The organism is Pyxidicoccus sp. M6 (assembly GCF_055568925.1).
Genome location: NZ_CM145714.1, coordinates 8,045,913 through 8,068,488 on the forward strand (window position 1 = coordinate 8,045,913; position 22,576 = coordinate 8,068,488).

16 protein-coding genes are annotated in these 22,576 nt (G+C 69.5%); 8 read left to right on the plus strand and 8 right to left on the minus strand.

Annotation, left to right across the window (positions count from 1 at the left end; genetic code table 11):
* Positions 1-169: 169 nt before the first annotated feature.
* A complete protein-coding gene (locus tag ACVTJA_RS31700; RefSeq protein WP_465825264.1) occupies positions 170-1,456 on the plus strand; it encodes a hypothetical protein in 1,287 nt (428 codons plus the stop codon).
* A 54-nt stretch (positions 1,457-1,510) separates the two neighbouring features.
* Here ACVTJA_RS31700 and ACVTJA_RS31705 read toward each other — a convergent pair whose 3' ends face one another.
* From ACVTJA_RS31705 to ACVTJA_RS31740, 8 genes are all read right to left on the minus strand, one after another.
* Positions 1,511-3,391, minus strand: coding sequence for a GNAT family N-acetyltransferase (locus ACVTJA_RS31705; RefSeq protein ID WP_465825265.1), 1,881 nt, complete (start codon positions 3,389-3,391; stop codon positions 1,511-1,513).
* A 115-nt stretch (positions 3,392-3,506) separates the two neighbouring features.
* Positions 3,507-5,102 carry an acyl-CoA carboxylase subunit beta gene (locus tag ACVTJA_RS31710; RefSeq protein WP_465825266.1) on the minus strand — a complete coding sequence of 532 codons (1,596 nt, stop codon included), beginning with the start codon at positions 5,100-5,102 and terminating at the stop codon, positions 3,507-3,509.
* 72 nt (positions 5,103-5,174) lie between these two features.
* Positions 5,175-6,530, minus strand: coding sequence for an IS4 family transposase (locus ACVTJA_RS31715; RefSeq protein WP_465825267.1), 1,356 nt, complete (start codon positions 6,528-6,530; stop codon positions 5,175-5,177).
* Complete coding sequence (locus tag ACVTJA_RS31720) at positions 6,499-7,206, minus strand: hypothetical protein (RefSeq protein WP_465825269.1); 708 nt, start codon at positions 7,204-7,206, stop codon at positions 6,499-6,501. Before ACVTJA_RS31720 ends, ACVTJA_RS31715 begins: the two co-directional genes overlap by 32 nt.
* A 5-nt stretch (positions 7,207-7,211) precedes the next feature.
* Positions 7,212-10,403 (minus strand): efflux RND transporter permease subunit, encoded by a 3,192-nt coding sequence (locus ACVTJA_RS31725; protein ID WP_465825270.1) that lies wholly within the window; start codon positions 10,401-10,403, stop codon positions 7,212-7,214.
* The gene (locus ACVTJA_RS31730; RefSeq protein ID WP_465825272.1) at positions 10,403-11,557 is read right to left on the minus strand and encodes an efflux RND transporter periplasmic adaptor subunit; all 1,155 of its coding nucleotides are present in this window, start codon (positions 11,555-11,557) and stop codon (positions 10,403-10,405) included. Before ACVTJA_RS31730 ends, ACVTJA_RS31725 begins: the two co-directional genes overlap by 1 nt.
* A complete protein-coding gene (locus ACVTJA_RS31735; RefSeq protein WP_465825273.1) occupies positions 11,554-12,660 on the minus strand; it encodes a TolC family protein in 1,107 nt (368 codons plus the stop codon). The genes ACVTJA_RS31730 and ACVTJA_RS31735 overlap by 4 nt, the downstream gene beginning before the upstream one ends.
* A 524-nt stretch (positions 12,661-13,184) precedes the next feature.
* Complete coding sequence (locus tag ACVTJA_RS31740; RefSeq protein ID WP_465825274.1) at positions 13,185-14,324, minus strand: hypothetical protein; 1,140 nt, start codon at positions 14,322-14,324, stop codon at positions 13,185-13,187.
* A 510-nt stretch (positions 14,325-14,834) separates the two neighbouring features.
* Here ACVTJA_RS31740 and ACVTJA_RS31745 point away from each other — a divergent pair.
* From ACVTJA_RS31745 to ACVTJA_RS31775, 7 genes are all read left to right on the plus strand, one after another.
* Complete coding sequence (locus ACVTJA_RS31745) at positions 14,835-16,130, plus strand: ABC transporter substrate-binding protein (RefSeq protein WP_465825276.1); 1,296 nt, start codon at positions 14,835-14,837, stop codon at positions 16,128-16,130.
* Entirely contained in the window at positions 16,117-16,923 is an 807-nt protein-coding gene (locus ACVTJA_RS31750) for an ABC transporter ATP-binding protein (protein WP_465825278.1), read from the plus strand. The genes ACVTJA_RS31745 and ACVTJA_RS31750 overlap by 14 nt, the downstream gene beginning before the upstream one ends.
* Before the next feature lie 8 nt (positions 16,924-16,931).
* On the plus strand, positions 16,932-17,702 hold the full coding sequence (locus tag ACVTJA_RS31755) for an ABC transporter ATP-binding protein (protein ID WP_465825279.1): 771 nt from the start codon (positions 16,932-16,934) through the stop codon (positions 17,700-17,702).
* Positions 17,703-17,716: 14 nt separating this feature from the next.
* Positions 17,717-19,519: an AMP-dependent synthetase/ligase gene (locus tag ACVTJA_RS31760; protein WP_465825280.1), complete on the plus strand. Its 1,803-nt coding sequence runs from the start codon at positions 17,717-17,719 to the stop codon at positions 19,517-19,519.
* Positions 19,516-20,409, plus strand: coding sequence for a branched-chain amino acid ABC transporter permease (locus tag ACVTJA_RS31765; RefSeq protein ID WP_465825281.1), 894 nt, complete (start codon positions 19,516-19,518; stop codon positions 20,407-20,409). The genes ACVTJA_RS31760 and ACVTJA_RS31765 overlap by 4 nt, the downstream gene beginning before the upstream one ends.
* Before the next feature lie 94 nt (positions 20,410-20,503).
* Positions 20,504-21,517 carry a branched-chain amino acid ABC transporter permease gene (locus ACVTJA_RS31770; protein WP_465825282.1) on the plus strand — a complete coding sequence of 338 codons (1,014 nt, stop codon included), beginning with the start codon at positions 20,504-20,506 and terminating at the stop codon, positions 21,515-21,517.
* A gap of 46 nt (positions 21,518-21,563) precedes the next feature.
* Positions 21,564-22,484 (plus strand): transporter, encoded by a 921-nt coding sequence (locus ACVTJA_RS31775; RefSeq protein ID WP_465825284.1) that lies wholly within the window; start codon positions 21,564-21,566, stop codon positions 22,482-22,484.
* Positions 22,485-22,576: the final 92 nt, after the last annotated feature.

Here is a 22,576-nt window from a genome sequence, read left to right on the forward strand (position 1 = left end):
GCAAGCCATTGAAGCCAGCCAGGCATGGCGAGCGCCGGCTCCTCCGTCAGACACTCACCTCGTGGACGGGGAGATACGAGGCTTGAGACATCCCATCGCCCATCCGGCCGGATGGCCTGCCACGCCATGAAGCAAGACCTTGGGCCGGCAGTCAGCGGAGGGGACAAGCATGGAGACGAATCGTCGGCCCGGAATCGCCGGGCTGTTGGGTGTGGTGTCGTGCGTGGCAATGGTGGCCGCCTGCGGGCAGGCGCCGGAGGACGAGGCGCGGGAAGCGCAGGCGGTGGCGGCGGACGCTCCGGAGGCGCGGACGTCACAACAGCCGCTGAAGGCCCCGGCCCCCGCGTACGTCGCGCGGTACGGCCCGGCGGTGGCCTATGGCAACACGCGGTACTTCGTCGTCTGGAGCGACATCCGGACGGGCGGACTCTATGGCTCGCCCGTGGCGCAGGACGGCACCATGCTCAAGCCGGGGGGCGAGCTCCTGAACCCCGGTGACACCGGCGTCCGGCGGGTGGCCATCGCCTTCAATGGCACCCACTTCTTCGTCATCTGGGAGACGGTGGATGGCGTCAATGGCGTGCGCGTGACGGCGGACGGCACCGTCGTCGGCCCCGAGTTCACCCCCTTCTACACGCCCGAGGCCTTCGGTCAGGTGGACATCGCCTGCTCGCCGGAGGTCTGCCTGGTGACCACCTCGATTGAGGGAGACGACGAGACAGACATCTACATCCAGCGGGTGTCGAAGGACGGCGTCCTCCTCAGCCCCGCGCCCTACGAGGCCGTGAGCCCCGGCTTCAACTACGCGCGCCAGCCCGCGGTGGCCTGGGACAACACCCACAAGGTCTTCCTGGTCGTCTGGAGCGACGAGCGCGGCGGAGGCCCCGGGCACGAGGACATCTATGGCAACCGCGTGACGGAGGCCGGCAGCATCCTCGACGGGGATGGCTTCCCCATCTCCCACGCCGCCGGCGCCCAGGTGAGTCCGGACGTGGTGTGGACCGGGCGCCGCTTCCAGGTCGTCTGGTCCGACGGCCGCTCGGGAGACGCGGACATCTACGGCGCGCGCGTGCGCTCCAATGGGACGGTGGACGACCCTGGCGGCCTGCCCATCTCCACCGCGCCGGGAGTGCAGGCCACGCCCCGGCTCGCCCACCACAACTCGAAGTCCCTGGTCGTCTGGGACGACACGCGCGGCGGGGCGCACCGCATCCGGGGCGCGCGGTGGGATGAGGACGGTCACGTCTGGGACGCCCATGGCTTCGCCATCTCCAGCGGAGGCCAGCCGGCGGAGTTCCTCCCGGCCGTGGCCTATGGCGCCAACCGGTTCCTCACCGTGTACGGCGCCGGAGCCGGCACCCAGATTGACGTGCCCCACCTCATCCTGGGCGCACGCGTCACGCACGAGGCCACCGTGAAGGACGCCCCGGCGCTGCTCTTCACCCGGCAGCGCTGAGCCCCCGGAGACGGCGGCGGTACATCGGCGACAGGCACGGGCTCCACTTCGAAGTCATGGCCCGGCCTGGGCCAGCACCGGAGGCCCCGAGGGGAAGTGGAGCTCCAGGTGGTAGACGCCGTCCTCGCGGACGGTGCGGATGGGCAGGCCGCTCTCCTGGAAGACGTCCAGCATGGGCTTGTTCGTCACCAGCACGTCCGCCTGGAAGCCGGGGATGCCTCGCGCGGCGGCGGCCTCGCGGATGCGCCGCATCAGCACCGTGCCCACGCCGCGCCCCTGCCAGTCGTCGCGCACCACGAAGGCCACGTCCGCCAGCCGCGTGGCTGGGTCCACGTCGTAGCGCACCACGCCCACCACCTCGTCCGTCCCCGGAGGGCACGCCACCAGCGCGAGGTTGTGCTCGTAGTCCAGGTCCACCAACTGCTGCACCTCCTCGTGCGGGTGCGTCTTCTTCAGCTCCAGGAAGCGCCGGTAGCAGCTCTCCTTTGAAAGGCCGTACATGAGGTCCTGCAGGCCACGCTCGTCGGTGACGCGCGCCGGGCGGACGAGCAGCTCGTCTCCGGACAACGTGCGCTCCGTCCGCGCCTCGGCCCACGGGTAGCGCGCACGGGGCACCACCTGGTCCGGCAGCACCCACTTGCGCGCCTTGGCTGCGGCCATCAGCTCCGCGCGGAAGTCCGGGTGGGCGATGTCGATGAGCGCCAGCGCGCGCTCGCGGATGTTCTTCCCCCACAGGTCCGCGACGCCGTACTCCGTCACCACGTAGTGCACGTCGCCCCGGCTGGTGACGACGCCCGTGCCCGGCTCCAGCGCCGCCTGGATGCGGCTCACCGTGCCGCCCTTCGCCGTGGACGGCAGCGCGAGGATGGGCTTCCCGCCCCGGCTCCGGCGCGCGCCGCGCAGGAAGTCCACCTGCCCGCCGATGCCCGAATAGAAGCAGCCGCCCAGCGTGTCCGCCGCCACCTGTCCCGTGAGGTCCACCGCCAGCGCGCTGTTGATGGCCATCATCTTCTCGTTGCGCGCCACGTTCAGCGGGTCGTTGGTGAAGTCGCTCGGGCGCATCTCGATGGCCGGGTTCTCGTGGGCCCACGCATAGAGCGCGCGGCTGCCCATGATGAAGGACGTCACCAGCTTGCCCGGCAGCAGCGTCTTCTTCCGTCCGGTGATGACGCCCGCCTCGACGAGACGCATGACTCCGTCGGAGAACATCTCCGTGTGGACGCCCAGGTCCTGGTGGCGGGTGAGCTGGGCCAGCACCGCGTCCGGAATCTTCCCGATGCCCGTCTGCAGCGTGGCCCCGTCCGGGATGAGCCGGGCGACGTGGATGCCAATCTGCCGTGACACCTCGTCCAGGGGCTCGGAGTGGGCCTCCAGCAGCGGCGTGTCCACGGGCACGAGGTGGTGGATGCGGCGCACGTCGAGGAACGAGTCCCCGTGCGTGCGCGGCATGTTGGGATTCACCTCCGCGATGAGCAGCGTGGCCGCGTCCACCGCGCTGCGGACGATGTCCACGGACACGCCGAGGCTGACGTACCCGTGGGCATCCGGCGGGCTCACCTGGAGCAGCGCCACGTCGATGCGCACGCGGCGGCTGCGGATGAGCTCCGGAATCTCCGAGAGGAACACCGGCATGAAGTCCGCGCGGCCCTCCTGCACGGCGTTGCGCACGTTGGCGCCGATGAAGAAGGCGGTGTGACGGAAGCGCCCGGCCTGCGCGGGCTCCGCGTAGGGCGCGGGGCCGAGCGTGAGGAGGTGGACCACCTCGTTGTCGGCCAGGTGCTCGCCCTTCTCCACCATGGCCCGCACCAGCGTCACCGGCTCCGCCGCGCCCGAGCCGATGAGGATGCGCCGCCCCGGAAGGATGCCGCGAATCGCCTCCTCGGCCGTCACCACCTTGTCCGCGTACCGCTGACGCCAGTCCTGTTGCTCGTGCATGCCCTTGCGTTAAGCATTCCGCGTTCCAACGGCGCGGCAGGACGTGCGGCGCCTCTGAGCGCAGGCCTTGCGCGGCGATGGAAGCAGGCACGCAGGCGTTGCGCCGCCCTCTTGCCTACCAGGTGTCGATGAACCGGCGCCGCCCCTCGCGCGTCTGCCGGGGGACGGAGCGCAGGCCCCGGAGAATCCACGCGCGCGTCTCCGCCGGGTCGATGACCGCGTCCAGTTCCAGGAGTGAAGCCATGTTGATGGCCTTGCCGCGCTGGTGGGCCTCGGCGATGAGTGCCTTCGCCATCTCCTCCCGGGCCGCCGGGTCTTCAATGGCTTCGAGCTGCTTGCGCATGCCGATGCGCACCGCGCCCTCCAGGTTCATCCCTCCGAACTCGCCCGAGGGCCACGACGCCATGAACACGGGCGCGTGGAAGTGGCCACCCGCCATCGCCTGCGCGCCCAGCCCGTAGCCCCGGCGGAGCACGACGGTGAAGAACGGCACGGACAGACTGGCCGCCCCCACGAACATGCGCGAGACATGGCGCACCAGCGCCGTCGCCTCCGCCTTCGGGCCCACCATGAAGCCCGGCGTGTCACACAGCGAGACGACCGGGAGGCCGAACGCGTCGCACAACTGGAAGAAGCGCGCGGCCTTGTCGGCGGCGTCCGCGTCGATGGCACCGGCGAGGTGGAACGAGTCGTTGGCGATGAGCCCCAGCGGCTGCCCCTCGATTCTCACCAGCGCCGTCACCAGGCTGCGCCCGAAGTCCTTGCGCAGCTCCAGCACGGTGCCGGTGTCCGCCAGCGTCTCGATGATGGGGCGGACCTTGTAGGCCCGGCGGCGGTTCTCCGGCAGCGCGTCGCGCAGCTGCTCCTGCGGGGCGCACGTGCCAGGAGCGATGGGGCCCTGGAAGTACGACAGGTATTGCTTCGCGACGGCGACCGCCTCGGCCTCGTTTCGCACGCGCACGTCGATGACGCCGTTGCGCGTCTGCACGTCCGCGGGGCCAATCTCCTCCGGAGCGAACGAGCCCAGGCCACCGCCCTCAATCATCGCCGGCCCACCCATGCCGATGTTGCTGTCGTCCGTGGCGATGATGACGTCACAGCTCCCCAGCAGCGCGGCATTCCCGGCGAAGCACCGCCCGGAGACGATGCCCACGCGAGGAACGAGCCCCGACAGCGCGGCGAAGGCGAGGAAGCTGGGCGTGTCCAGGGCCGACACGGTGTGCGTATCCGTGTCGTTGGGCCGCCCGCCCCCGCCCTCCGCGAAGAGCACCACCGGCACGCGCCACCGCGAGGCGAGCGCCAACATGCGGTCCAGCTTCCGGTGGCCCACCAGCCCCTGCGTGCCGGCGAAGACGGTGTAGTCGTAGGCGAGCACCATCGTCCGCGCGCGCTCGTCGTCGAAGAGGGCCCGGTTGACGGTGCCCACGCCGCAGATGATGCCGTCCGCGGGGCTCGCACGGACGAGGTCCTCGATGGAGCGCGTGGACCGCTGCGCCGCGAGCGCGAGCCCGCCGTATTCCGAGAAGCTCCCCGGGTCCACGAGGTCACCAATGTTCTCCCGCGTGGTGCGCTGCCCCGTCTTCCGCCTCCGGGCCACCGCCTCCGGGCGGCCCTCGTCCGAGGTGGCCGCCAGCCGCTCGCGAAGCTCCGCGAGCTCGGGACGGACCTCTCCGGGGGAAGTCTTGCCGCCGTCGCCAGTCGTGTCGCTCATGGGCGCGGGATGATGCCCCGGGTTGGCCCGCGCCCACCAGCAGTGAGCTGGCTTGGGGCAATGCCGGTCAGATTACGCGGCAGGGGCCGACTTTCCGCGGTTGCGCGGGAAGTTGCTCATCTTGACTTTGACATGCCGCTTGTAGCGGCGCTCCGGTCTGCGCTGCGGCAGGACGAGAAGCCGGAGCTCGCTGTCGAGTTCACCCAGTCGACTAGGCAGGACACCAGGAGAGGTATCCCACGCAGCGAGGCAGAAGTTGCGGATGAGCATCAATGCGTGACGGAAGCTGATACGGATGGGCGGCACGTTCAGCTCCCGCGCCACCCGTTCCATCTCCTTGCGCACCAGGTTGTAGGCGATGGCAATGCCAGCAATCTCCTGGCGGACGCCCTCGGGGTGTTTGCTTCGGAGGGCTTCTTCCCGCTCGAGCATGTGCGTCTTGAGTTCGTCGTACCCCAGTTCAATCTCCCATCGCTCGTGGTACAGGGCGGCAAGCTCCGAGGCCGGAAAGCGCTCGGGGTCGAGCATGGAGGTAATGAGGCGCTGAGGCCGGTAGCCTTTTACCTGATACTTCACCACGCGCGCCTGAATCGTTTCAGGCATGTCGGGGCATTCTTCGCGCAGGCGCTTGGGAGTCTTGATTTCCACCCGCTCATCCCCGGGCCCCAGCTTCTGGAGCGTCTTCCATTTCAGGTTGGACTTGGTCCTCAGCAGCCAATGGCGCTCCTGGCCTCCTTGGTGCAGTCGGTACAGCGGCCCCCAGGACAGAAAATTCCGGTCGAGGATGCTCAAGGAATGGTCGGGGATGCGCTCCCACAGTGGCGTCACCAGCGCATGCTCGCTCTCCTTGATACCTCCGACACTCAGCCCCGCCAGCACGTGCGAGCGCAGGGCCATCAGCCCCACCATCCGCACTTGAGGGTAGCCCGAGCCGCTGCGGGCACTGCCGGGCCTGCCAAAGGCCGCTTCATTCTGCGGCGTATCCGCCACTCGCAGGCACACCCCATCCAAGCCATACAGGCTCAAGCCTCTCCACCGGTCTTGCTCGGCACTGGCGTGTCCCCACGCGTGTCCCGTCAGCTCGAACAGATGCTGCGCCGGCTCGACACCCAGTCGCTGTCGCGCTTGAACAATGGCGCTTTTCGCCACCCCCGAGCGCGGCCCCGGGCGCACCAGGGCCAGGTCCAGGTGCTGCACCACTTCCTGAATGGAGCGGTCCCGAAACAGGCCCATCCCGATGGCCAGCCAGAGCGCTCGGTCCACCGGCAACTTGCGCCTGCGCATCTGGGCCCGGCCTTCTTCGCCGCCGGCACCAGCGGCCAGCGCTTCGAAGAACCATTCCGGCTTCATGTGGGCGCCGAGGTGGGCGAACGCCTCGGGGGTGAACGCCAGTATCTCAGGCAACGCGGCGACGAGCGGGCTGGGCATCGACTCCTCCTTCGCCCAACCCTGCACACTCCTGCCCCTCGCTCCAAGCCTGAGCAACCCAGCGGAATCTCTGCGCTTTTCCGGCTATCTGACCGGCATTGTGGCTTGGGGCGCACGGGTAGCCGGTGGTTGAGAGCTGGTGCACCGGAGCCCGCGGCTTGCGCCTCTCAGGTGCCAAGGTCACGGGATGCGGCAGCTCCGCGAGACACCCATCCCCGAGCAGCCCCGTACCACAGCGCCGCCCGCGGTCATTGGCGGCCACCCACACGTCGTAGCCGAGCGCCATTCTCCGCGCGTCGAGCGCACGGATGGCCGCCACCCGTGCCTCGCCGTCATCACAGCAGGCGCACGCGGACAGGAAGCGCCCGAAGGCACGCTGGTTCTCCGGCGACTCGTAGATGTCCGGGATGCGCAGCTTGGGCTTCCACAAGAAGGCGTGGTCAGCCCCCTTGAAGATCTGCCGCTGCTCGGCCACCGAGCCCACCACCGTCTCCAGCGACGAGCCCTTGTAGACATTGCCAAAGGTTCCCTTCTCGACTTCCTCCACCACCGTCTCCAGACCGCGGCGGATGGAGCGGAAGTTCTTCAGGCGCTCCTCCCACAGGAACCAGGAGCGGTACGTCCCGCCGGCGTCTTCCCGCCAGCGGGTGATGAGGGCACGCAAGGGTTCAGACATGGCGTTCACGGGCTCCCGTGCCGGCGAAGCCCCCGGGCTCGCAGGCTCACATAGGCCACCGGGACGATGACCAGCGTCAGCAGCGTGAGCGACACGAGCCCGCCCACCATGGGCGCGGCGATGCGCCGCATCACGTCCGCGCCTGTTCCCCGAGAGAGCATCACCGGCGCCAGGCCCACGAGGTTCATCCCCACCGTCATCAGCAAGGGACGCACCCGCAGCACCGCGCCGTCCAGCGCGCACGGCACCAGGTCCGCTGGCCCCGAGATGCGCCCCTCCCGCGTCCAGCGCTGCCACGCCTCCTCCAGATAGATGACCATCACCGACGCGGTCTCCGCCGCGATGCCGATGAGGGCAATCATCCCCACCCAGACCGCCACGCTGGTGTTGAAGCCCAGCGCGTACAGCAGCCAGAGGCTGCCCACCATTGCGAAGGGCACCGACAGCATGACGAGCAGCGTGAGCGACAGGCTGCCGAACTCGAAGTACAGCAGGCCCACGACGAGCAGCAGCGTCAGCGGGATGAGGTACGTCATCCGCTCGCGGATGCGCTCCAGGAACTCGTACTGGCCCGTCCACTGGAGCCGGTAACCGGCGGGCAGCTTCAGGTCGGCCACCGCCGCCTTGGCCCGGTCCACGTACCCGCCGAGGTCGGAATCACTCGTGTCCACGAAGACGTAGCTCACCAACGACGCGTTCTCGTCCTTGATCATCGGCGGGCCGCTGCGCACCTCGAACCGTCCGAGCTGAGCGAGCGGCACCTGGGTGGCCACCGGTCCCGTGGTCATTCCCCCTGTCACGCCGCCCATTCCCGCCATTCCGCCGCCCTGCCCCGCGCCTGCGCCCGCCCGCACCGGCACCAGCACGCGCTCCAGCGAGGCGAGGTCCGTGCGCAGCTCCCTCGGGTAGCGCACGTTGACGGTGAAGCGCTGGCGGCCCTCGATGGTCTGGTCCACCACCATGCCGCCAATGGCCGTCTCCACCTGGTTCATCACGTCCGTCACCTGGAGCCCGTAGCGCGCGAGCGCCCGCCGGTCCGGGATGAAGTCGATGTACGCGCCCAGCGTCTCGCGGTCGGCGAAGACGCTGCGCGTTCCCGGCACATCCCTCAGCCGCGCTTCGACCTGCCGGCCCACCTCCTCGTTGCGGGCCAGGTCGTCGCCGAAAATCTTCACGCCGACGGGGGTGCGGATGCCGGTGGTGAGCATGTCCACCCGGGCGCGGATGGGCATGGTGAGCGCGTTCTGGAGGCCGGGCAGCTCCAGCGCCTTCATCAGCTCCGCCTCCAGCTTCTCGCGCGTCATCCCCTCGCGCCACTGCGAGCGCGGCTTGAGGACAATCACCGTCTCGAACATGGAGAGCGGCGCCGGGTCCGTGGCCGTCTCCGCGCGCCCGGCCTTGCCCAGCACCGACTCCACCTCGGGGAAGGACTTGATGATGCGGTCCTGGAGCTGGATGACCTGCTTCGCCTCCTCGATGGAGATGTTGGGCAGCGTCACCGGCATGAAGAGGAAGGACCCTTCGTCCAGCGGCGGCATGAACTCCGAGCCCAGGCGGTAGAAGGGCCATGCAGTGGCCAGCACCAACAGGGCCGCCACGGCGAGCACCACGCCCCGATGTCTCAACACGAGTCCGAGCACGGGCCGATAGGCGGCGATGGCGGCCCGGTTGACGGGGTTGGACGCCTCCGGGCGGATGCGGCCCCGGATGAACAGCACCATCAGCGCCGGCCCCACGGTGACGCTCAGCACCGCCGCCGCCGTCATGGCGAACGTCTTCGTGTACGCAAGCGGATGGAAGAGCCGTCCCTCCTGGGCCTGGAGGGCGAAGACGGGCAGGAAGCTCACCGCGATGATGAGCAGCGAGCTGAACACGGGCCGCGCCAGCTCCTTCGCCGCGTCGATGATGATTTCCTCGCGTGGCCGGCGGCTGCCCTCCTGCTCCAGCTTGCGGTGTGCGTTCTCCACCATCACCACCGTGGCATCCACCATGTCGCCGATGGCGATGATGATGCCGCCCAGCGACATGATGTTGAGCGTCACGCCGGTGAGGTACGTGGCGATGAAGGACGTGAGCACCGCCACCGGCAGCGTGACGATGGCCACCAGCGCGCTGCGGAAGTGCATGAGGAACAGCGCGATGAAGAGGAGCACCACCACCATCTCCTCGGTGAGAGCCTCGCGCAGGGTGGCCACCGCCTCGCGGATGAGCTCCGAGCGATCATACCCGACGCGCACCGTCACTCCCTCGGGCAGGGATGGTTCCAATTCCTTCAAGCGGGCCTTCACCGCGTCGATGACGTCCAGCGCGTTCTGCCCGGTGCGCATCACCACGATGCCGCCCACCGTCTCCCCTTCCCCGTTCCACTCCAGCAGACCCCGGCGGATGTCGGCGCCAATCTCCACCCGGCCCAGCTCCTGGATGCGGACCGGCGTGCCCGAGGGGCTCTGCTTCACCACCACCTGCTCCAGGTCCTCGCGGGATTTCACGTAGCCCAGTCCCCGGAAGACGTACTCGCGGCCGCCCCACTCGATGACGCGCCCGCCCACGTCGCGGTTGCTCGCCTGCACCGCCTGCGTCACCTCCGGCAGGCTGACGCCGTAGGCGGCCAGTCGCACCGGGTCCACCACCACCTGGTACTGCTTCTCGTAGCCGCCCACCGAGGCCACCTCGGCCACGCCCGGCACCTGGGCCAGCGCGTAGCGGAGGCTGAAGTCCTGGAACGCTCGCAGCTCCTGCAGGTCGTGCCGCCCGCTGCGGTCCTCCAGCGTGTACATGAACACCCAGCCGCTGCCGGTGGCGTCCGGCCCCAGCGTGGGCGTGGCTCCGGACGGGAGCTGACCGGACACCTTGGCCAGGTACTCCAGCACGCGGCTGCGGGCCCAGTACGGGTCGGTGCCGTCCTCGAAGACGACGTAGACGAAGCTCATCCCGAACATGGAGAAGCCGCGCACCGCCTTCACCCGCGGGGCCGAGACGAAGCTCGTCACCAGCGGGTACGTCACCTGGTCCTCCACCAGCTGGGGCGCGCGGCCCATCCACTCGGTGAAGACGATGACCTGCGGGTCGGTCAGGTCGGGAATCGCATCCAGCGGGCTCGCCTTCAGCGACAGCGCGCCCAGCACGGCCAGCAGCAGGGCGAGCGCCACCATCAGCCCGCGTCTGCGGGCGCACCCTTCGACGAAGCGCTCGAACATCAGTGGCCCCCGTGTCCGGTGGGCTGCGAGGTGCCGCGCAGCCGGCTCTCGCTGTCGATGAGGAACTGGGCGCTGACCACCACCGCCTGCCCTTCGGAGAGCCCTTCGCGAATCTCCACGCGGTCCTTCGCGCGGCGCCCCACCTTCACCAGCGTGGGACGGAAGCGGCCCTGCCCGAGCGACACGTAGACGACCTGCCGCGTGCCGGTGTTCACCACCGCCTCATCGGGCACCCACAGCGCGTCGGTGGCCTGCGTGGGCAGCTCCACGGTGGCGAAGCTTCCGGGGCGCAGCACGCCCTCCGGGTTGGGCACCACGAGGCGCACCTTCACCGTGCGGCTCACCGGGTCCACCGTGGGGTAGACGGAGTCGACGCGGGCCTGCACCGGCTCGGCCACGCCCTGCACCTCCACGCGCGCCAGCCCGTTGCGCTCCAACCGGTTCACCTCGAACTCGTACACGTCCGCCACCACCCAGACGCGCGACAGGTCGGCGATGCGGTAGAGGAGCATCTCCGGCTCCACGTAGTGCCCCGCCAGCACCTGCTTCTCGATGACGGTGCCGTCGATGGGCGAGCGGAAGACGACGGCCTTCTGCGGCCCGTCGCGCTCGATTCGCTTCACCTGCTCCTCGGGCACGTCCCACAGCCGCAGCCGGGCCCGCGCGGCGGCGGCCAGCTCCGCGTTGGTGGCCTTCGCGCGCAGGTACTCCTGCTGCGCGGCGTACAGCTCCTGCGAGTACAGCGAGTACAGCGGCTGGCCCTTCTTCACCGGCTGGCCCACCGCGTTGACGAACAGCTCCTGCACCCAGCCCATCAACTTGGAGTGCACGTGCGCCTCGCGCGTCTCGTCGGCCTGGATGATGGCGGAGGCGCGCACCGTGCCGGTGAGCGTCCCGCGCTCGGCCTTCGCCACCTTGAGGCCGATGAGCTGCTGGCGCTCGGCGGACACCTGCACCTCCGCGTAGCCCTCCGGCACGCCTCCGGGCGTCTCGCGTGCATGCCCCTCATGGCCGCCCGGAGGCGCGGACGGACGCCGCGGCGCGGGTGCCCCCTGCTCCGCCTGGGGCGGCGGAGGCCCGTGCCCGGCATGTCCCTGCCAGGCCAGCAGTGGGCCACTGGCGAGGAGCAGCAGCACCGCGCAAAGCGCCTTCATCGCTTCTCCTCCGGGGCGAGGGATGCCCCCAACAGCCGCTCCAGCTCGTAGCGGGCGGCCTCCCGCCGGGCCACCGCCTGCAAACGGGTCGCCTCCAGCCGCTGGCGGGCCATGGTGGCCTCCAGCAGCGACAGGAAGTCCGCCGAGCCGCTGACGTACGCGGACTCGCTCGCGGCCACCGTCTCGCGCATGCGGGGCAGCGCGGTGTCCTCCAGCGCCTGGAGCGTCAAATCCGCCGCGCGCGCCCGGCTCCATGCCATGCGCAGGTCCGTGCGCGTCATCACCTCCATGGCGTCCAGCTCCCGCTGCGTGCGCTGCACCATGGCCTCGGCCATGTGCACCTCATTGCGCTGCCGGTCGAACCACCACAGCGGGACGGTGAAGCCGATGATTCCTCCCACCGAGTCCGGCATGCCGCTGAAGCGCTGTTCATAGAAGCCAGACACCATGGGCATGGGCAGATACATGCGCTCAGCCAGCGTGCGGCGGGTCTCCATCTCCGCGCGCATCCACCGCATCGCCTCCAGCTCCGGGCGCTCCTCCGTGCGCGCGAGCAGCGCTTCCACGTCCGGCAGGGGCTTGCGCTCGGGCAGCACCACCGCGCCCACGGGTTCATCGAGGCGATGTCCGCGAAGCGCATTGAGCATGGCGCCCAGGGCCTCCCGCTCGCTGTCCAGCGAAGCCTTCTCGGCCGCCATCGTTGCCAGCTCCGCCTGGGCACGCAGGAAGTCGTGGTGCCCCATCATCATCCCCGCGACGTAGCGGGCCTTCGCGGCGTCCTTCATCCGCTCCAGGGTGGCAACCTGCCGGTCCAGCAGCGCGCGCATCTCCTGGTTCATCCACAGCTCCAGGAAGACCTCCACCGCCTGCGTGCGCGCGTCCCAGCCCACCCGGCGCGAGCGCGCCTGCTCGGCCTGGAGCTGCGCCCGTGCCGCCTCCTTGGCCAGCCGTCGGCGCCCGAAGACGTTGAGCGGCTGGGTGAAGGTCCAGGTGAGCATGGGCATCGGCGCATCCTCCCCGCTCCGCAGGGGAATGCTCTCGGCCATCAGCTCCACCGTGGGGTCCTCCCAGGCCCCCTCCACGGCTATACGCGAGCGCGCCACCTCCACCGAGGCCTGCTGGGCCTGCACCTGCGGTGCGCGCGCGGCGACCTCGGCCAGCAGCGCCTCCATCTCCATGGGGGCAGGTGCATCGGGAGCCGCGGCGACCAGCGTGACGAGCAGGAGCGGAACCATGGTCTCTTCAAACGGTGGGTGTCCGCACGTCCCGGAGGAAGCGCGGCGGAGCGTGGGTCGCGGCCCGCCGGGTTTCACGGGGCGCCCGCTCGCGGAGTCCTCGCGCGGCAACCCCCGGCGTGAGGCCCGTCATTGCCCGGGGATGCGCCTGGCCGTCGAGCGTCGTCTCCATGACACCCCTCCGCTGCAGTCCCAGTGCCAGCTGAGCGAAGAAGGAGCCGGGAGGGACGCGGCGGGGAAGCGCTGGGGCGGCGAGCCTCGGCGACCTTAAACGCCACCCCCTGGAGGCACAAAGCGCATCCGCCGCGGGAACGCACGAAATGCGTGAGTGACGACGAAAGCGCACGAATTGCGACGCGCCTTCGCGTCCCGGCCATCGCCACACATGCACTTCACTCCGACGCGAGGGCAGGAGCGCGCAGCGCCCGGATGAGCCGTACCTTGCCCGGCGGTGCTCGCGGGATGGCGTCCAGGTGGAGCACGTCCTCCTGCCGGCCCTGGATGCCCGCGAGCAGCCTGAAAGGCCGCCCGCATTCACAGGCGGCTGTCGAGACACAGACGCTGTCGCTCATCGCGTACCGGATGAGGGGCTGGGTGCGGCTGAAGAGCACGGTGACGAGCACCTTCGCGCCATACACGCCCGGAGGCACCGGGCGGTGGTCCTCGTCCACGACCTCCGTGATGACCAGGTCCTCGTAGAGGTGCAGGCCCGTGTGGCGCTCGCACTCCGAGGCCACCCCCGCCGTCTCGGTGGCGGCGTAGACGTTGAAGGGCCTGATGCCCCAGGCGCGCTGGATGCGCTGGCGCGCCTCCTCCGTCAGCACCTCGGAGGCGCACATCACCGCGCTCGGAGCGATGTGCAACCGCCCGGCGAGCTGCTCCTCGGCGAGCACCCGGGCCATCGACGCGTAGGCCACCAGCGACTCCGGCGCCGCTCGTTCGAGCCGGGAGACGACTTCCGGCAGCGGCCAGGTCGCATCGATGCGGCTCACGTCCGTGAAGGGACTGCGCAGGCTCGCGCCCACCCGGGCGGACTGGTGCCAGGGCACCGTCGAGCTGACCACCGCCATCTTCAGGGGGTGGAACAGCCCGGCCTCGATTCCTGCCCAGTCATTGGCCCGGGCATAGGAGGCCAGGATGGTCGCCCACTCGGCGGGATTCGCGCAGAACAGGCCGCGCCTGCCCGTGCTGCCAGAGGTGAGCGAGAGCTCGTAACGCCCCTGGAACTTCTCCTCGGCCCGGGGACCGCTGGCGTGCGCCTCGGCCTCCGCCAGCCGAAGCTCACGTTCCGTCACGAGCTCGTCGAAGTGCGCCATCAGCGTCGCCTTGTCGAGCACCGGGAGTTCGTGCAGAGGCCTGTCCCCCAGCCCCCGGTGGAAGCGCTGGTAGAAGGGGGACTTCCGGCAGGCGTACTCGCGCAGCTCATGCAGCGCGGCCGCCTGATGACGCTCCAACTGGCGCCGGCTCCAGCGCTCGCGTCTTCGGAAGCGCGCCCGAAGCACCAGGACCTTGGCGAGGAGTACGGCATCCATTCCGGCCTCCGCTCAGGGCTTCCCCGGCAGCCTGGACGCCAGGGGCCGGGCCGGAACCAGGAGGCCAGGCGAAGACGAAGCGACGGGGCCGCTGCCACGAAAGATGGGTGCCGCCTCTGGCGAGGACAACGCGGGCGCGCTTCAAGAACGCGGCTGCCGCGCCATCAGGTCCCCGGCGCACGGGAGCGCAGCCCTCACCAACGCCGTGGCAGGTCCCGGCCCACCACGACCCTCGCACGCCCCGCCGAGTCTCCCTCCTCGCGCCCGACGCAGCGAGTCACGCGAACGACTTCGGCGTGATTTTCCAGCTTCGCGGCATTGGCGGTATTGCAACAGGGTTACCTACGCGGTGTGTCATTGATTGGTTGTTCCGCTCTGCAAAACACAACCAATGAAATCACTCTCACGTTCCGCCCTGCGAAACACAGTCATCGAAAAATTCGGCGATACCTTTTCACAGACTTAAAGCTGTGGCATTGCTGCCGCCACCAAACCAACGGGGAGGATGCGATGCGACGGCTCGTGCTCGGGCTCATGGCGGCGGCTCTCGGGTTGACGGCGTGCAAGAAGGAAGAAACCGCGGCGCCGAAGCCTGAAGGCTCGCAATCGCAGTCACAGCCTGTTTCGGACATCAAGACAGACAAGGGCGTCGACCTGGAGCACAAGGTCGTCTACATCGGCGCGCTCAATGACGAGAGCGGTCCGGGGGCTGCCATTGGCAAGCCATTCGCCGCCGGCAAGCGGCTGCTGGTCCGCCAGGTGAACGCCGGCAACAGCGGCCTGCTCCCCGAGGGCTGGAAGCTGGAGCTCGTCGAGAAGGACCACGCCTACAACCCGCAGAACGCGGTGCAGGCGTACAGCGACATCCACGACCGCATCCTCTTCCTCGGCACCAGCTTCGGCACGCCCAACACCCTGCCCCTGCGCGACAAGCTGGCCGCGGACGGCGTGGTGTGCTTCCCCGCGTCGCAGTCCTCGGAGATGGCGCGCAACCAATTCACGCCGCCCATCGGCGCCTCCTACAAGCTGGAGGCGATGCGGGCCATGGACTTCGCCGTGGAGCACGCGGGCGGCGCGGACAAGGTGAAGGCCGCCATCGTCTACCAGGGGGATGACTTCGGGAAGGACGGCATCGACGGCTGGACGGAGGCCGCGAAGCACCACGGCGTCACCATCGTCTCCCAGCAGACGGTCGCTCCGGGGCAGAAGGACTTCGCCGCCATCGTCACCGCGCTGAAGCAATCCGGCGCCAACTACGTGCTGCTCACGGTGCTGCCCAGCGCGTCGGGCCCCATCCTCGGCACGGCCGCGCAGCTCAAGTACATGCCCAACTGGGTGGGCCAGACGCCGGCCTGGGTGGACCGCTTCTTCGACCCCAAGGTCATCCCTCCCCCCGTCTTCACCAACTTCTACTGGGCCACCGGCCTCACCTACTGGGGCGACGACGTCCCGGGCATGAAGGACTTCCTCGCGCTGCACGGCCAGCACGCGGACGTGCCGAAGGACTTCTACACGCTGTCCTCCTACGTGCAGGGGCTCGTCCAGGTGGAGGCGCTGAAGAAGGCCATCGAGGCCAAGGACGTCACGCGCGCCGGCTACCTCAAGGCGCTCAAGGGCCTCAACACCACCGCGCGCGGCATGGCGGCGGAGGCCATCGACTTCTCGAAGTTCCCCTACGAGACGGCCGTCTCCGTGCGCATCCTCAAGCCGGTGATGGACCAGGGCACCTGGCAGGTCGTCTCCGGCTTCGCGAAGCCCAAGGCGCTGGACGCCTCTCCCGCCAAGGCCGCCGATGACAGCAAGTAGTCCTCCCCTCCTCCAGGTCAAGAACCTCCAGGTCGTCTATCACTCGGTGGTGCGGGCCCTCCGGGGAATCTCCCTGGAGGTGCCGCGGCAGGGAGTCGTTGCCCTGCTGGGCCCCAACGGCGCCGGGAAGTCCACCGCGCTGCGCGCCATCAGCGGCCTGTTGGATTTGCACGACGGCGCCATCACCAAGGGCACGGTGGAGCTGTCCGGCAATGACCTGCTCCGGCTGCCCGCGGACGCGCGGGTGCGCGAAGGCGTGGTGCAGATTCTCGAGGGCCGCCGAATCCTCAGCGAGCTGTCCGTGGAGGACAACCTCCTCGCTGGCGGCTTCGGCATGGGCGCGAAGTCGCGCGCGGAGCTCGTCGAGTCCGCCTTCACCCGCTTCCCCCTGCTGAGGGAGCGGCGGAAGCAGAAGGCGGGCTACCTGTCCGGCGGCGAGCAGCAGGTGCTGGCCATCTGCCGCGGGCTGATGCGGCGGCCCCGGGTGCTGTTGCTCGACGAGCCCTTCCTCGGGCTGTCGCCCAAGGCGGTGGGCGAGGTGACGGAGCTCATCCAACGCATCGCCGCCGAGGGTGTCTCCGTGCTCCTCGTCGAGCAGAACGCGCGGGTGGCACTTCAGATGGCCACCTACGGCTACGTGCTGGAGACGGGGAAGGTGGTGCTGGACGGTCCCGCGGAGCGGCTGCGGGACGACCCGGACGTGCAGGAGTTCTACCTGGGCTTCGGACGCGAGGGTCAGCGCGGCTACCACGAGCTGAAGCGCTACCGCCGCAAGCGCCGCTGGTTGTCCTGAGGAGAGGCATGGCACTGCTCGAGCTCGACAACGTAGGTCTCTCCTTCTCCGGCGTGCGGGCGCTGGACGGCGTGTCGTTCTCCATCGAGGCGGGAGCGCTGCACGCCGTCATCGGCCCCAACGGCGCCGGCAAGAGCAGCCTCTTCAACTGCATCAGCGGCATCCACCGGCACATGGAGGGCCGCGTCACGCTGGACGGGAAGAGCCTCACCGGCGTGGAGCCCACGGAGATTGCCCGGCTCGGCGTGGCGCGCATGTTCCAGAACCTCGCGCTGTTCGAGCACCTCACCGTGCTCGAGAACCTCCTCCTCGGCCGGCACCAGCGGTACCGGACGGGACTCGTGGGCAACCTCTTCTGGACGCGCGGGGCGCGCGCGGAGGAGGTCCGCCACCGCGAGAAGGCCGAGGAGGTCATCGACTTCCTCAACCTGGAGCACTTCCGGTGGATGCCCGTGTCGGTGCTGCCCTACGGCATCCGCAAGCGCGTGGAGCTGGGCCGCGCGCTGTGCATGGAGCCCAGGCTGCTGCTCCTGGACGAGCCCACCGCGGGCCTCAACCAGGAGGAGACCGAGGACATGGCCAACTTCCTCCTCGACCTCCGGCACGAGCTGGGGGTGACGCAGGTCCTCATCGGCCACGAGTTGCGCTTCGTGATGGACCTGGCCACGCAGGTGACGGTGCTGGACCGGGGCCGGGTGATTGCCAACGGGCCGCCGTCCACGCTGCGCAACGACACGCGCGTCTTGAGTGCCTACGTGGGCGGGGCGGTGGCGGCATGAGCGCGGCCCTTCCCATGAGTCTTCCCGCGCAGCTCTGGAAGCACGCGGAGGAGCGTCCCCACGCCGTGGCCCTCCGCGAGAAGCGGCTGGGCATCTGGCGGGAGATGAGCTTCCGCGAGTACCTGGAGTGCGTGGGCCACGTGGCCCGCATGCTGTGGGAGCTGGGCGTGCGCGCGGGGGACTCCGTCGCCATCCTCAGCGACAACCGGCCGGAGTGGCTCTTCGCGGACCTGGGCACCCAGGTGCTCGGCGCGCGCACGGTGGGCATCTACCAGACGAACCCGCCCCCGGACGTCGCGTACATCCTCAACGACGCGCGCTGCACCGTCGTCATCTGCGAGGACCAGGAGCAGTACGACAAGGTGGCCACCGTCGCCGCCGAGACGCCCACCGTCCGGCACGTCATCGTCATCGAGCCGCGAGGCCTGCGCGGCTCGCAGGATGCGCGCCTCCGGCTGTGGGAGCGCTTCGTGGAGGAGGGCCGCGCGCTGGCGGAGCGGGAGCCCCACTTCCTGCGCGAGCAGCTCGCCCGGCGCAGCCCGGATGACGCGGCGATGGTCATCTACACGTCGGGCACCACCGGCAACCCCAAGGGCGCGCTGGTATCCAGCCGCAACATGCTCGAGGGCTCGTCCACCTTCGTGCGGCAGATGGGCCTGACGCCGGAGGACAGCGTCGTCTCGTACCTGCCGCTGTGTCACGTGGCGGAGAAGCTGTTCAGCCTGCTCCTGCCGCTGGTGGTGGGCGGGAAGGTCCACTTCGGCGAGGCGCTGGAGACGGTGCAGGCGGACGTCGCGGAAGTCTCGCCCACGGTGTTCCTCGGGGTGCCGCGCATCTGGGAGAAGATGCACGCGAGCATCATGGTGAAGATGCGCGACGCCTCGTGGCTCAAGCGCACCCTCTTCAACACCTTCACGAAGCTGGGCGCGCGGATTCGCGAGCGCGAGCGCAATGGCCAGCGGCGCTGGTGGGACGGGCTGGCGTGGTTCGTCGGCGACCTGCTCATCTTCCGGCCCCTTCAAGAGCGCCTGGGGCTGCGCCGCTGTCGCTACCCCATCTCCGGCGCGGCGCCGATTTCTCCGGACATCATCACCTGGTTCGACAGCGTGGGCGTCCGCATCTACGAGGGCTACGGCCAGACGGAGAGCGCGGGCACCAGCCACCTCAACGTCCCCGGCGCCACGCGCATCGGCACCGTCGGGCGGCCGGTGCCGGGCGTGGAGTGCAAGCTGGCCGAGGACGGCGAGGTGCTGATTCGCGGCTCCAACGTCTTCCTCGGCTACCTCAACAAGCCCGAGGCCACCGCCGAGGTGCGGCGCGACGATGGCTGGCTGCACACCGGTGACGTGGGCGAAATCGACGCGGACGGCTACCTGCGAATCACCGGCCGCAAGCGCGAAATCCTCATCACCTCCGGCGGGAAGAACCTCTCCCCCGAGCGCATCCAGAACGCGCTGAAGAACAGCCCGTACATCAAGGAAGCGGTGGCCATTGGCGACCGGCGGGCCTTCGTCACGGCGCTCATTCAAATCGACGCGGACACGGTGTCGGACTGGGCGCTGCGCCGGAGGATTCCCTTCACCTCGTACACGGACCTCACCACGCAGCCCGAGGTGAAGAAGCTGATGGAAGAGGAAGTGGCCCGCGCCAACGAGGGGCTCGCTCGCGTGGAGCAGGTGCGCGCGTTCCGGCTCCTCCCCCGCGAGATGACGCAGGACGCGGGCGAGGTGACGGCCTCGCTGAAGGTCCGCCGCAAGGCGGTGCTCCAGCTTCACGCTCCCCTGGTGGAAGAGATGTACGCGAGGACCCGCGAATGACGCAGTTGCTCCAGCTCAGCATCTCCGGCCTGGCCCTGGGCGCGACCTACGCGCTCATCGCGCTGGGCTTCTCGGTGGTGTACCGCGCCTCGCGGCTCTTCAACTTCGCGCACGGCGAGTTGCTCAGCCTGGGCGCGTTCCTGATGACGGCGCTGGTGGACGTGCTGCCCTGGTGGCTGGCGCTCGCCGCCGCCGCGTGCCTCACCGGCGGGCTGGCCGCGCTGCTGGAGCGCACGGTGCTCCGGCGCATGGTGGGCCGTCCCGTCTTCACCACCATCATCCTCACGCTGTTTCTGGGGTTGCTTCTACGCGCGGGCATCGTCATCGCCTTCGGCACGGACACGCGCGGCATGCCCACGCCCTGGGACGCCATGGCGGAGGTGCAGGTGGGCGACGCCACCGTGCTCCTGTCCTCACTGGTGTCCCTGGGCGCGACGGCGGCCGTGCTCGTCCTCTTGCACGCGCTCGTCCAGCGCACGCCGCTGGGCGTGGCGATGCGAGCGGCGAGCGAGAGCCAGGAGGTGTCGCTGGCACTGGGTATCCCGGTAGGCCGCGTGCTGGCCTTCACCTGGTTCCTCGCCGGAGCGACGGCCGCGGTGGCCGGCATCTTCCTGGGGATGTTCCCCCGCTCGGTGGACTCCAACCTGGGCTACGTGGCGCTGCGCGCCTTCCCGGCCATCATCGTCGGAGGCCTGGAGTCGGTGGTGGGCGCGGTGGTGGCCGCGTTCATGCTGGGCCTCCTGGAGGTGCTGTCCCAGGCGTACGTCAACCCGCACCTGGGCGCCTTCGGTCACAACTTCCACGCCGTCTTCCCCTATGCCGCGATGATTCTCTTCCTCGTGCTCCGGCCGCGCGGCCTGTGGGGCGAGCACGAGGTGCGCCGGGTCTGAACGCCCGCGAGACGACGCCATGCCAACCCGCCCCCTGGTCATCCGCTACGAAGACGACCTGAAGCTCTTTCCTGACTTATGGCAGAAGGCCGGCGTGGTGCTGACGCTGGCCGTGGCCCTGAGCTACCCATGGCTCGCGAGCACGCGCTGGCTCACCGTGGGCAACCTGGGCCTGGTGGCCATCGTCGGCGCGGCGGCGCTGATGGTGCTCACCGGCTTCGCGGGCCAGGTGAGCCTGGGACACGCGGCCTTCCTCGCGCTGGGCGCGTACACCGTCGCGGCGCTGGGCACGAAGTGGGGCTGGCCCTTCTGGCTGGCCCTCCCCCTGGCGGGCGTGGTGTCCGCCACCGTCGGCGTCGTCATCGGCGTCTTCGCGCTGCGGCTGCGCGGGCTGTACCTGGCCATCGTCACGCTGGGGCTCGTCTTCCTCACGCAGCACGTGCTGCTCGCGTACCCGGAGGTGACGAACGGGCTGAGCGGCACGTCGGTGCCCATGTACTGGTGGTTCCGCGGCGCGGACGGCAGCGCGGCCTCCATGGGCGACACGTGGATGGTGGGGTCCGTGGTGCTCACCTTCGAGCGGAAGCTGTACTTCCTCTTCCTGCTGCTGGCCGGCGGCACGGTGTGGCTGACGAAGAACGTGCAGCGCTCCAACAGCGGCCGGGCGATGATGGCGGTGAGAGACCAGGACCTCGCGGCGGAGGTGCTCGGCGTCGCGGTGACTCAGGCGCGGCTGCAGGCCTTCGGCGTCTCCTCGTTCCTGGCCGGCATCGCCGGGGCGATGTTCGCCTTCCAGCAGCAGTACATCACCGTCGAGCCGCCGTTTGATTTGAACCTGTCCATCCAGTTCATCGCCATGATTGTGCTGGGCGGGGTGGGCACGGTGTTCGGCGCGGTGAGCGGCGCGCTGGCCTTCACCTTCCTGAGCCCCCTCGCCGAGTCGGTGGGGCACGCCATTCCCCTCGTCAACCAGCTCACCTCCGCGCAGCAGTCGACGGTGCTCCTGTCCGTCGTGGTGGTGCTGGTGCTGGTGCTGGAGCCCCTGGGGCTTTTCGGCGTGTGGCTGCGAGTCAAGCGGTACTTCCAGGTGTGGCCGTTCCGTTACTGAGGGCGCGGCCCGAGACATGACGTTGACCCCGTAGAGGAGACTCACCATGAATCGCGTGTTGCTCGCTGTGCTGTTCGTATCTCTGGTGTCGGCGACCGGCGCCCAGGCCCAACAGGCGGATTTCCGGGACTACGAAGCGGGTTTCTTCGTGCCGAACCGCAGTGTCATCGCCCACACGTACCTGCGCCACGCGTCCGCCTCGGGTGACCGGGACTTCTCCCAGACGCAGGCGGCCTTCCGCGCCACGTACGTGCTCAAGCACGACAGCGGGCTCGTGGTGGTGCCCTTCGACATCAGCATGCCGGTGGTGGACGTCACGGTGTTCCAGGCCAACCCGGCGTCGCCGGCCGCGCCGAAGACGGCGCTCCGGGCCTCGGGCGTGGGTGACCTGACGTACATCCCCACGGTGGGCTACGGCCTCATCCAGGACGCGGAGACCAATACCCATACGTGGTTCGCCTTCACGCCGTACGTCACCATCCCGGTGGGCAGCTATGACAGCAACAGGTTCCTGAACATCGGCAGCAACCGGTGGACGGTGCGCCCGCAGCTCGTGGTGGGCCAGCGCTTCCTCAAGGCCTTCACGCTGGAGGCGATGGTCAACGTGGGCATCCACGGGGACAACGACGAGTTCCCGGTGCTGGCGGGCGCCGAGGTCGCCAAGCTGACGTTGAGCCAGTCGCCGTCGCTCGGCGGCGTCCTCGCGGCGGGCATGGACCTGTCCCAGAGCTTCTTCACGGGCGCGGCGCTGTACATTGACCGGAACGGGCAGCGCACCGTCGAGACACCGGTGGGCGAGGTGGAGGTCGCCCCGAAGCAGACCGTCAGCTCGCTGCGCCTGACGATGGGCCTGCGCATCGAGAAGCTGACCACCGTCATGCTCCAGTTCCAGCCGGACATCTACGCGTCGTCGGGCATCACCAAGGGCAACTTCGTCGGCGCCCGCCTCACGCACGTGTTCTTCTAGGACGTCACGGAGGCGCACCGGGAGTGTGTCCCCGGTGCCCTCCCCCGCTGTGGAACTGTTGACAGACGCATCCTTGTATAACCCGCGATGCC

Bases quoted from the DNA above. Each gene is read 5' to 3' on its own strand.
- ACVTJA_RS31700 (WP_465825264.1), top strand. From the start codon at position 170: ATGGAGACGAATCGTCGGCCCGGAATCGCCGGGCTGTTGGGTGTGGTG.
- ACVTJA_RS31705 (WP_465825265.1), bottom strand. From the start codon at position 3,391: ATGCACGAGCAACAGGACTGGCGTCAGCGGTACGCGGACAAGGTGGTG.
- ACVTJA_RS31710 (WP_465825266.1), bottom strand. From the start codon at position 5,102: ATGAGCGACACGACTGGCGACGGCGGCAAGACTTCCCCCGGAGAGGTC.
- ACVTJA_RS31715 (WP_465825267.1), bottom strand. From the start codon at position 6,530: ATGCCCAGCCCGCTCGTCGCCGCGTTGCCTGAGATACTGGCGTTCACC.
- ACVTJA_RS31720 (WP_465825269.1), bottom strand. From the start codon at position 7,206: ATGTCTGAACCCTTGCGTGCCCTCATCACCCGCTGGCGGGAAGACGCC.
- ACVTJA_RS31725 (WP_465825270.1), bottom strand. From the start codon at position 10,403: ATGTTCGAGCGCTTCGTCGAAGGGTGCGCCCGCAGACGCGGGCTGATG.
- ACVTJA_RS31730 (WP_465825272.1), bottom strand. From the start codon at position 11,557: ATGAAGGCGCTTTGCGCGGTGCTGCTGCTCCTCGCCAGTGGCCCACTG.
- ACVTJA_RS31740 (WP_465825274.1), bottom strand. From the start codon at position 14,324: ATGGATGCCGTACTCCTCGCCAAGGTCCTGGTGCTTCGGGCGCGCTTC.
- ACVTJA_RS31745 (WP_465825276.1), top strand. From the start codon at position 14,835: ATGCGACGGCTCGTGCTCGGGCTCATGGCGGCGGCTCTCGGGTTGACG.
- ACVTJA_RS31750 (WP_465825278.1), top strand. From the start codon at position 16,117: ATGACAGCAAGTAGTCCTCCCCTCCTCCAGGTCAAGAACCTCCAGGTC.
- ACVTJA_RS31755 (WP_465825279.1), top strand. From the start codon at position 16,932: ATGGCACTGCTCGAGCTCGACAACGTAGGTCTCTCCTTCTCCGGCGTG.
- ACVTJA_RS31760 (WP_465825280.1), top strand. From the start codon at position 17,717: ATGAGTCTTCCCGCGCAGCTCTGGAAGCACGCGGAGGAGCGTCCCCAC.
- ACVTJA_RS31765 (WP_465825281.1), top strand. From the start codon at position 19,516: ATGACGCAGTTGCTCCAGCTCAGCATCTCCGGCCTGGCCCTGGGCGCG.
- ACVTJA_RS31775 (WP_465825284.1), top strand. From the start codon at position 21,564: ATGAATCGCGTGTTGCTCGCTGTGCTGTTCGTATCTCTGGTGTCGGCG.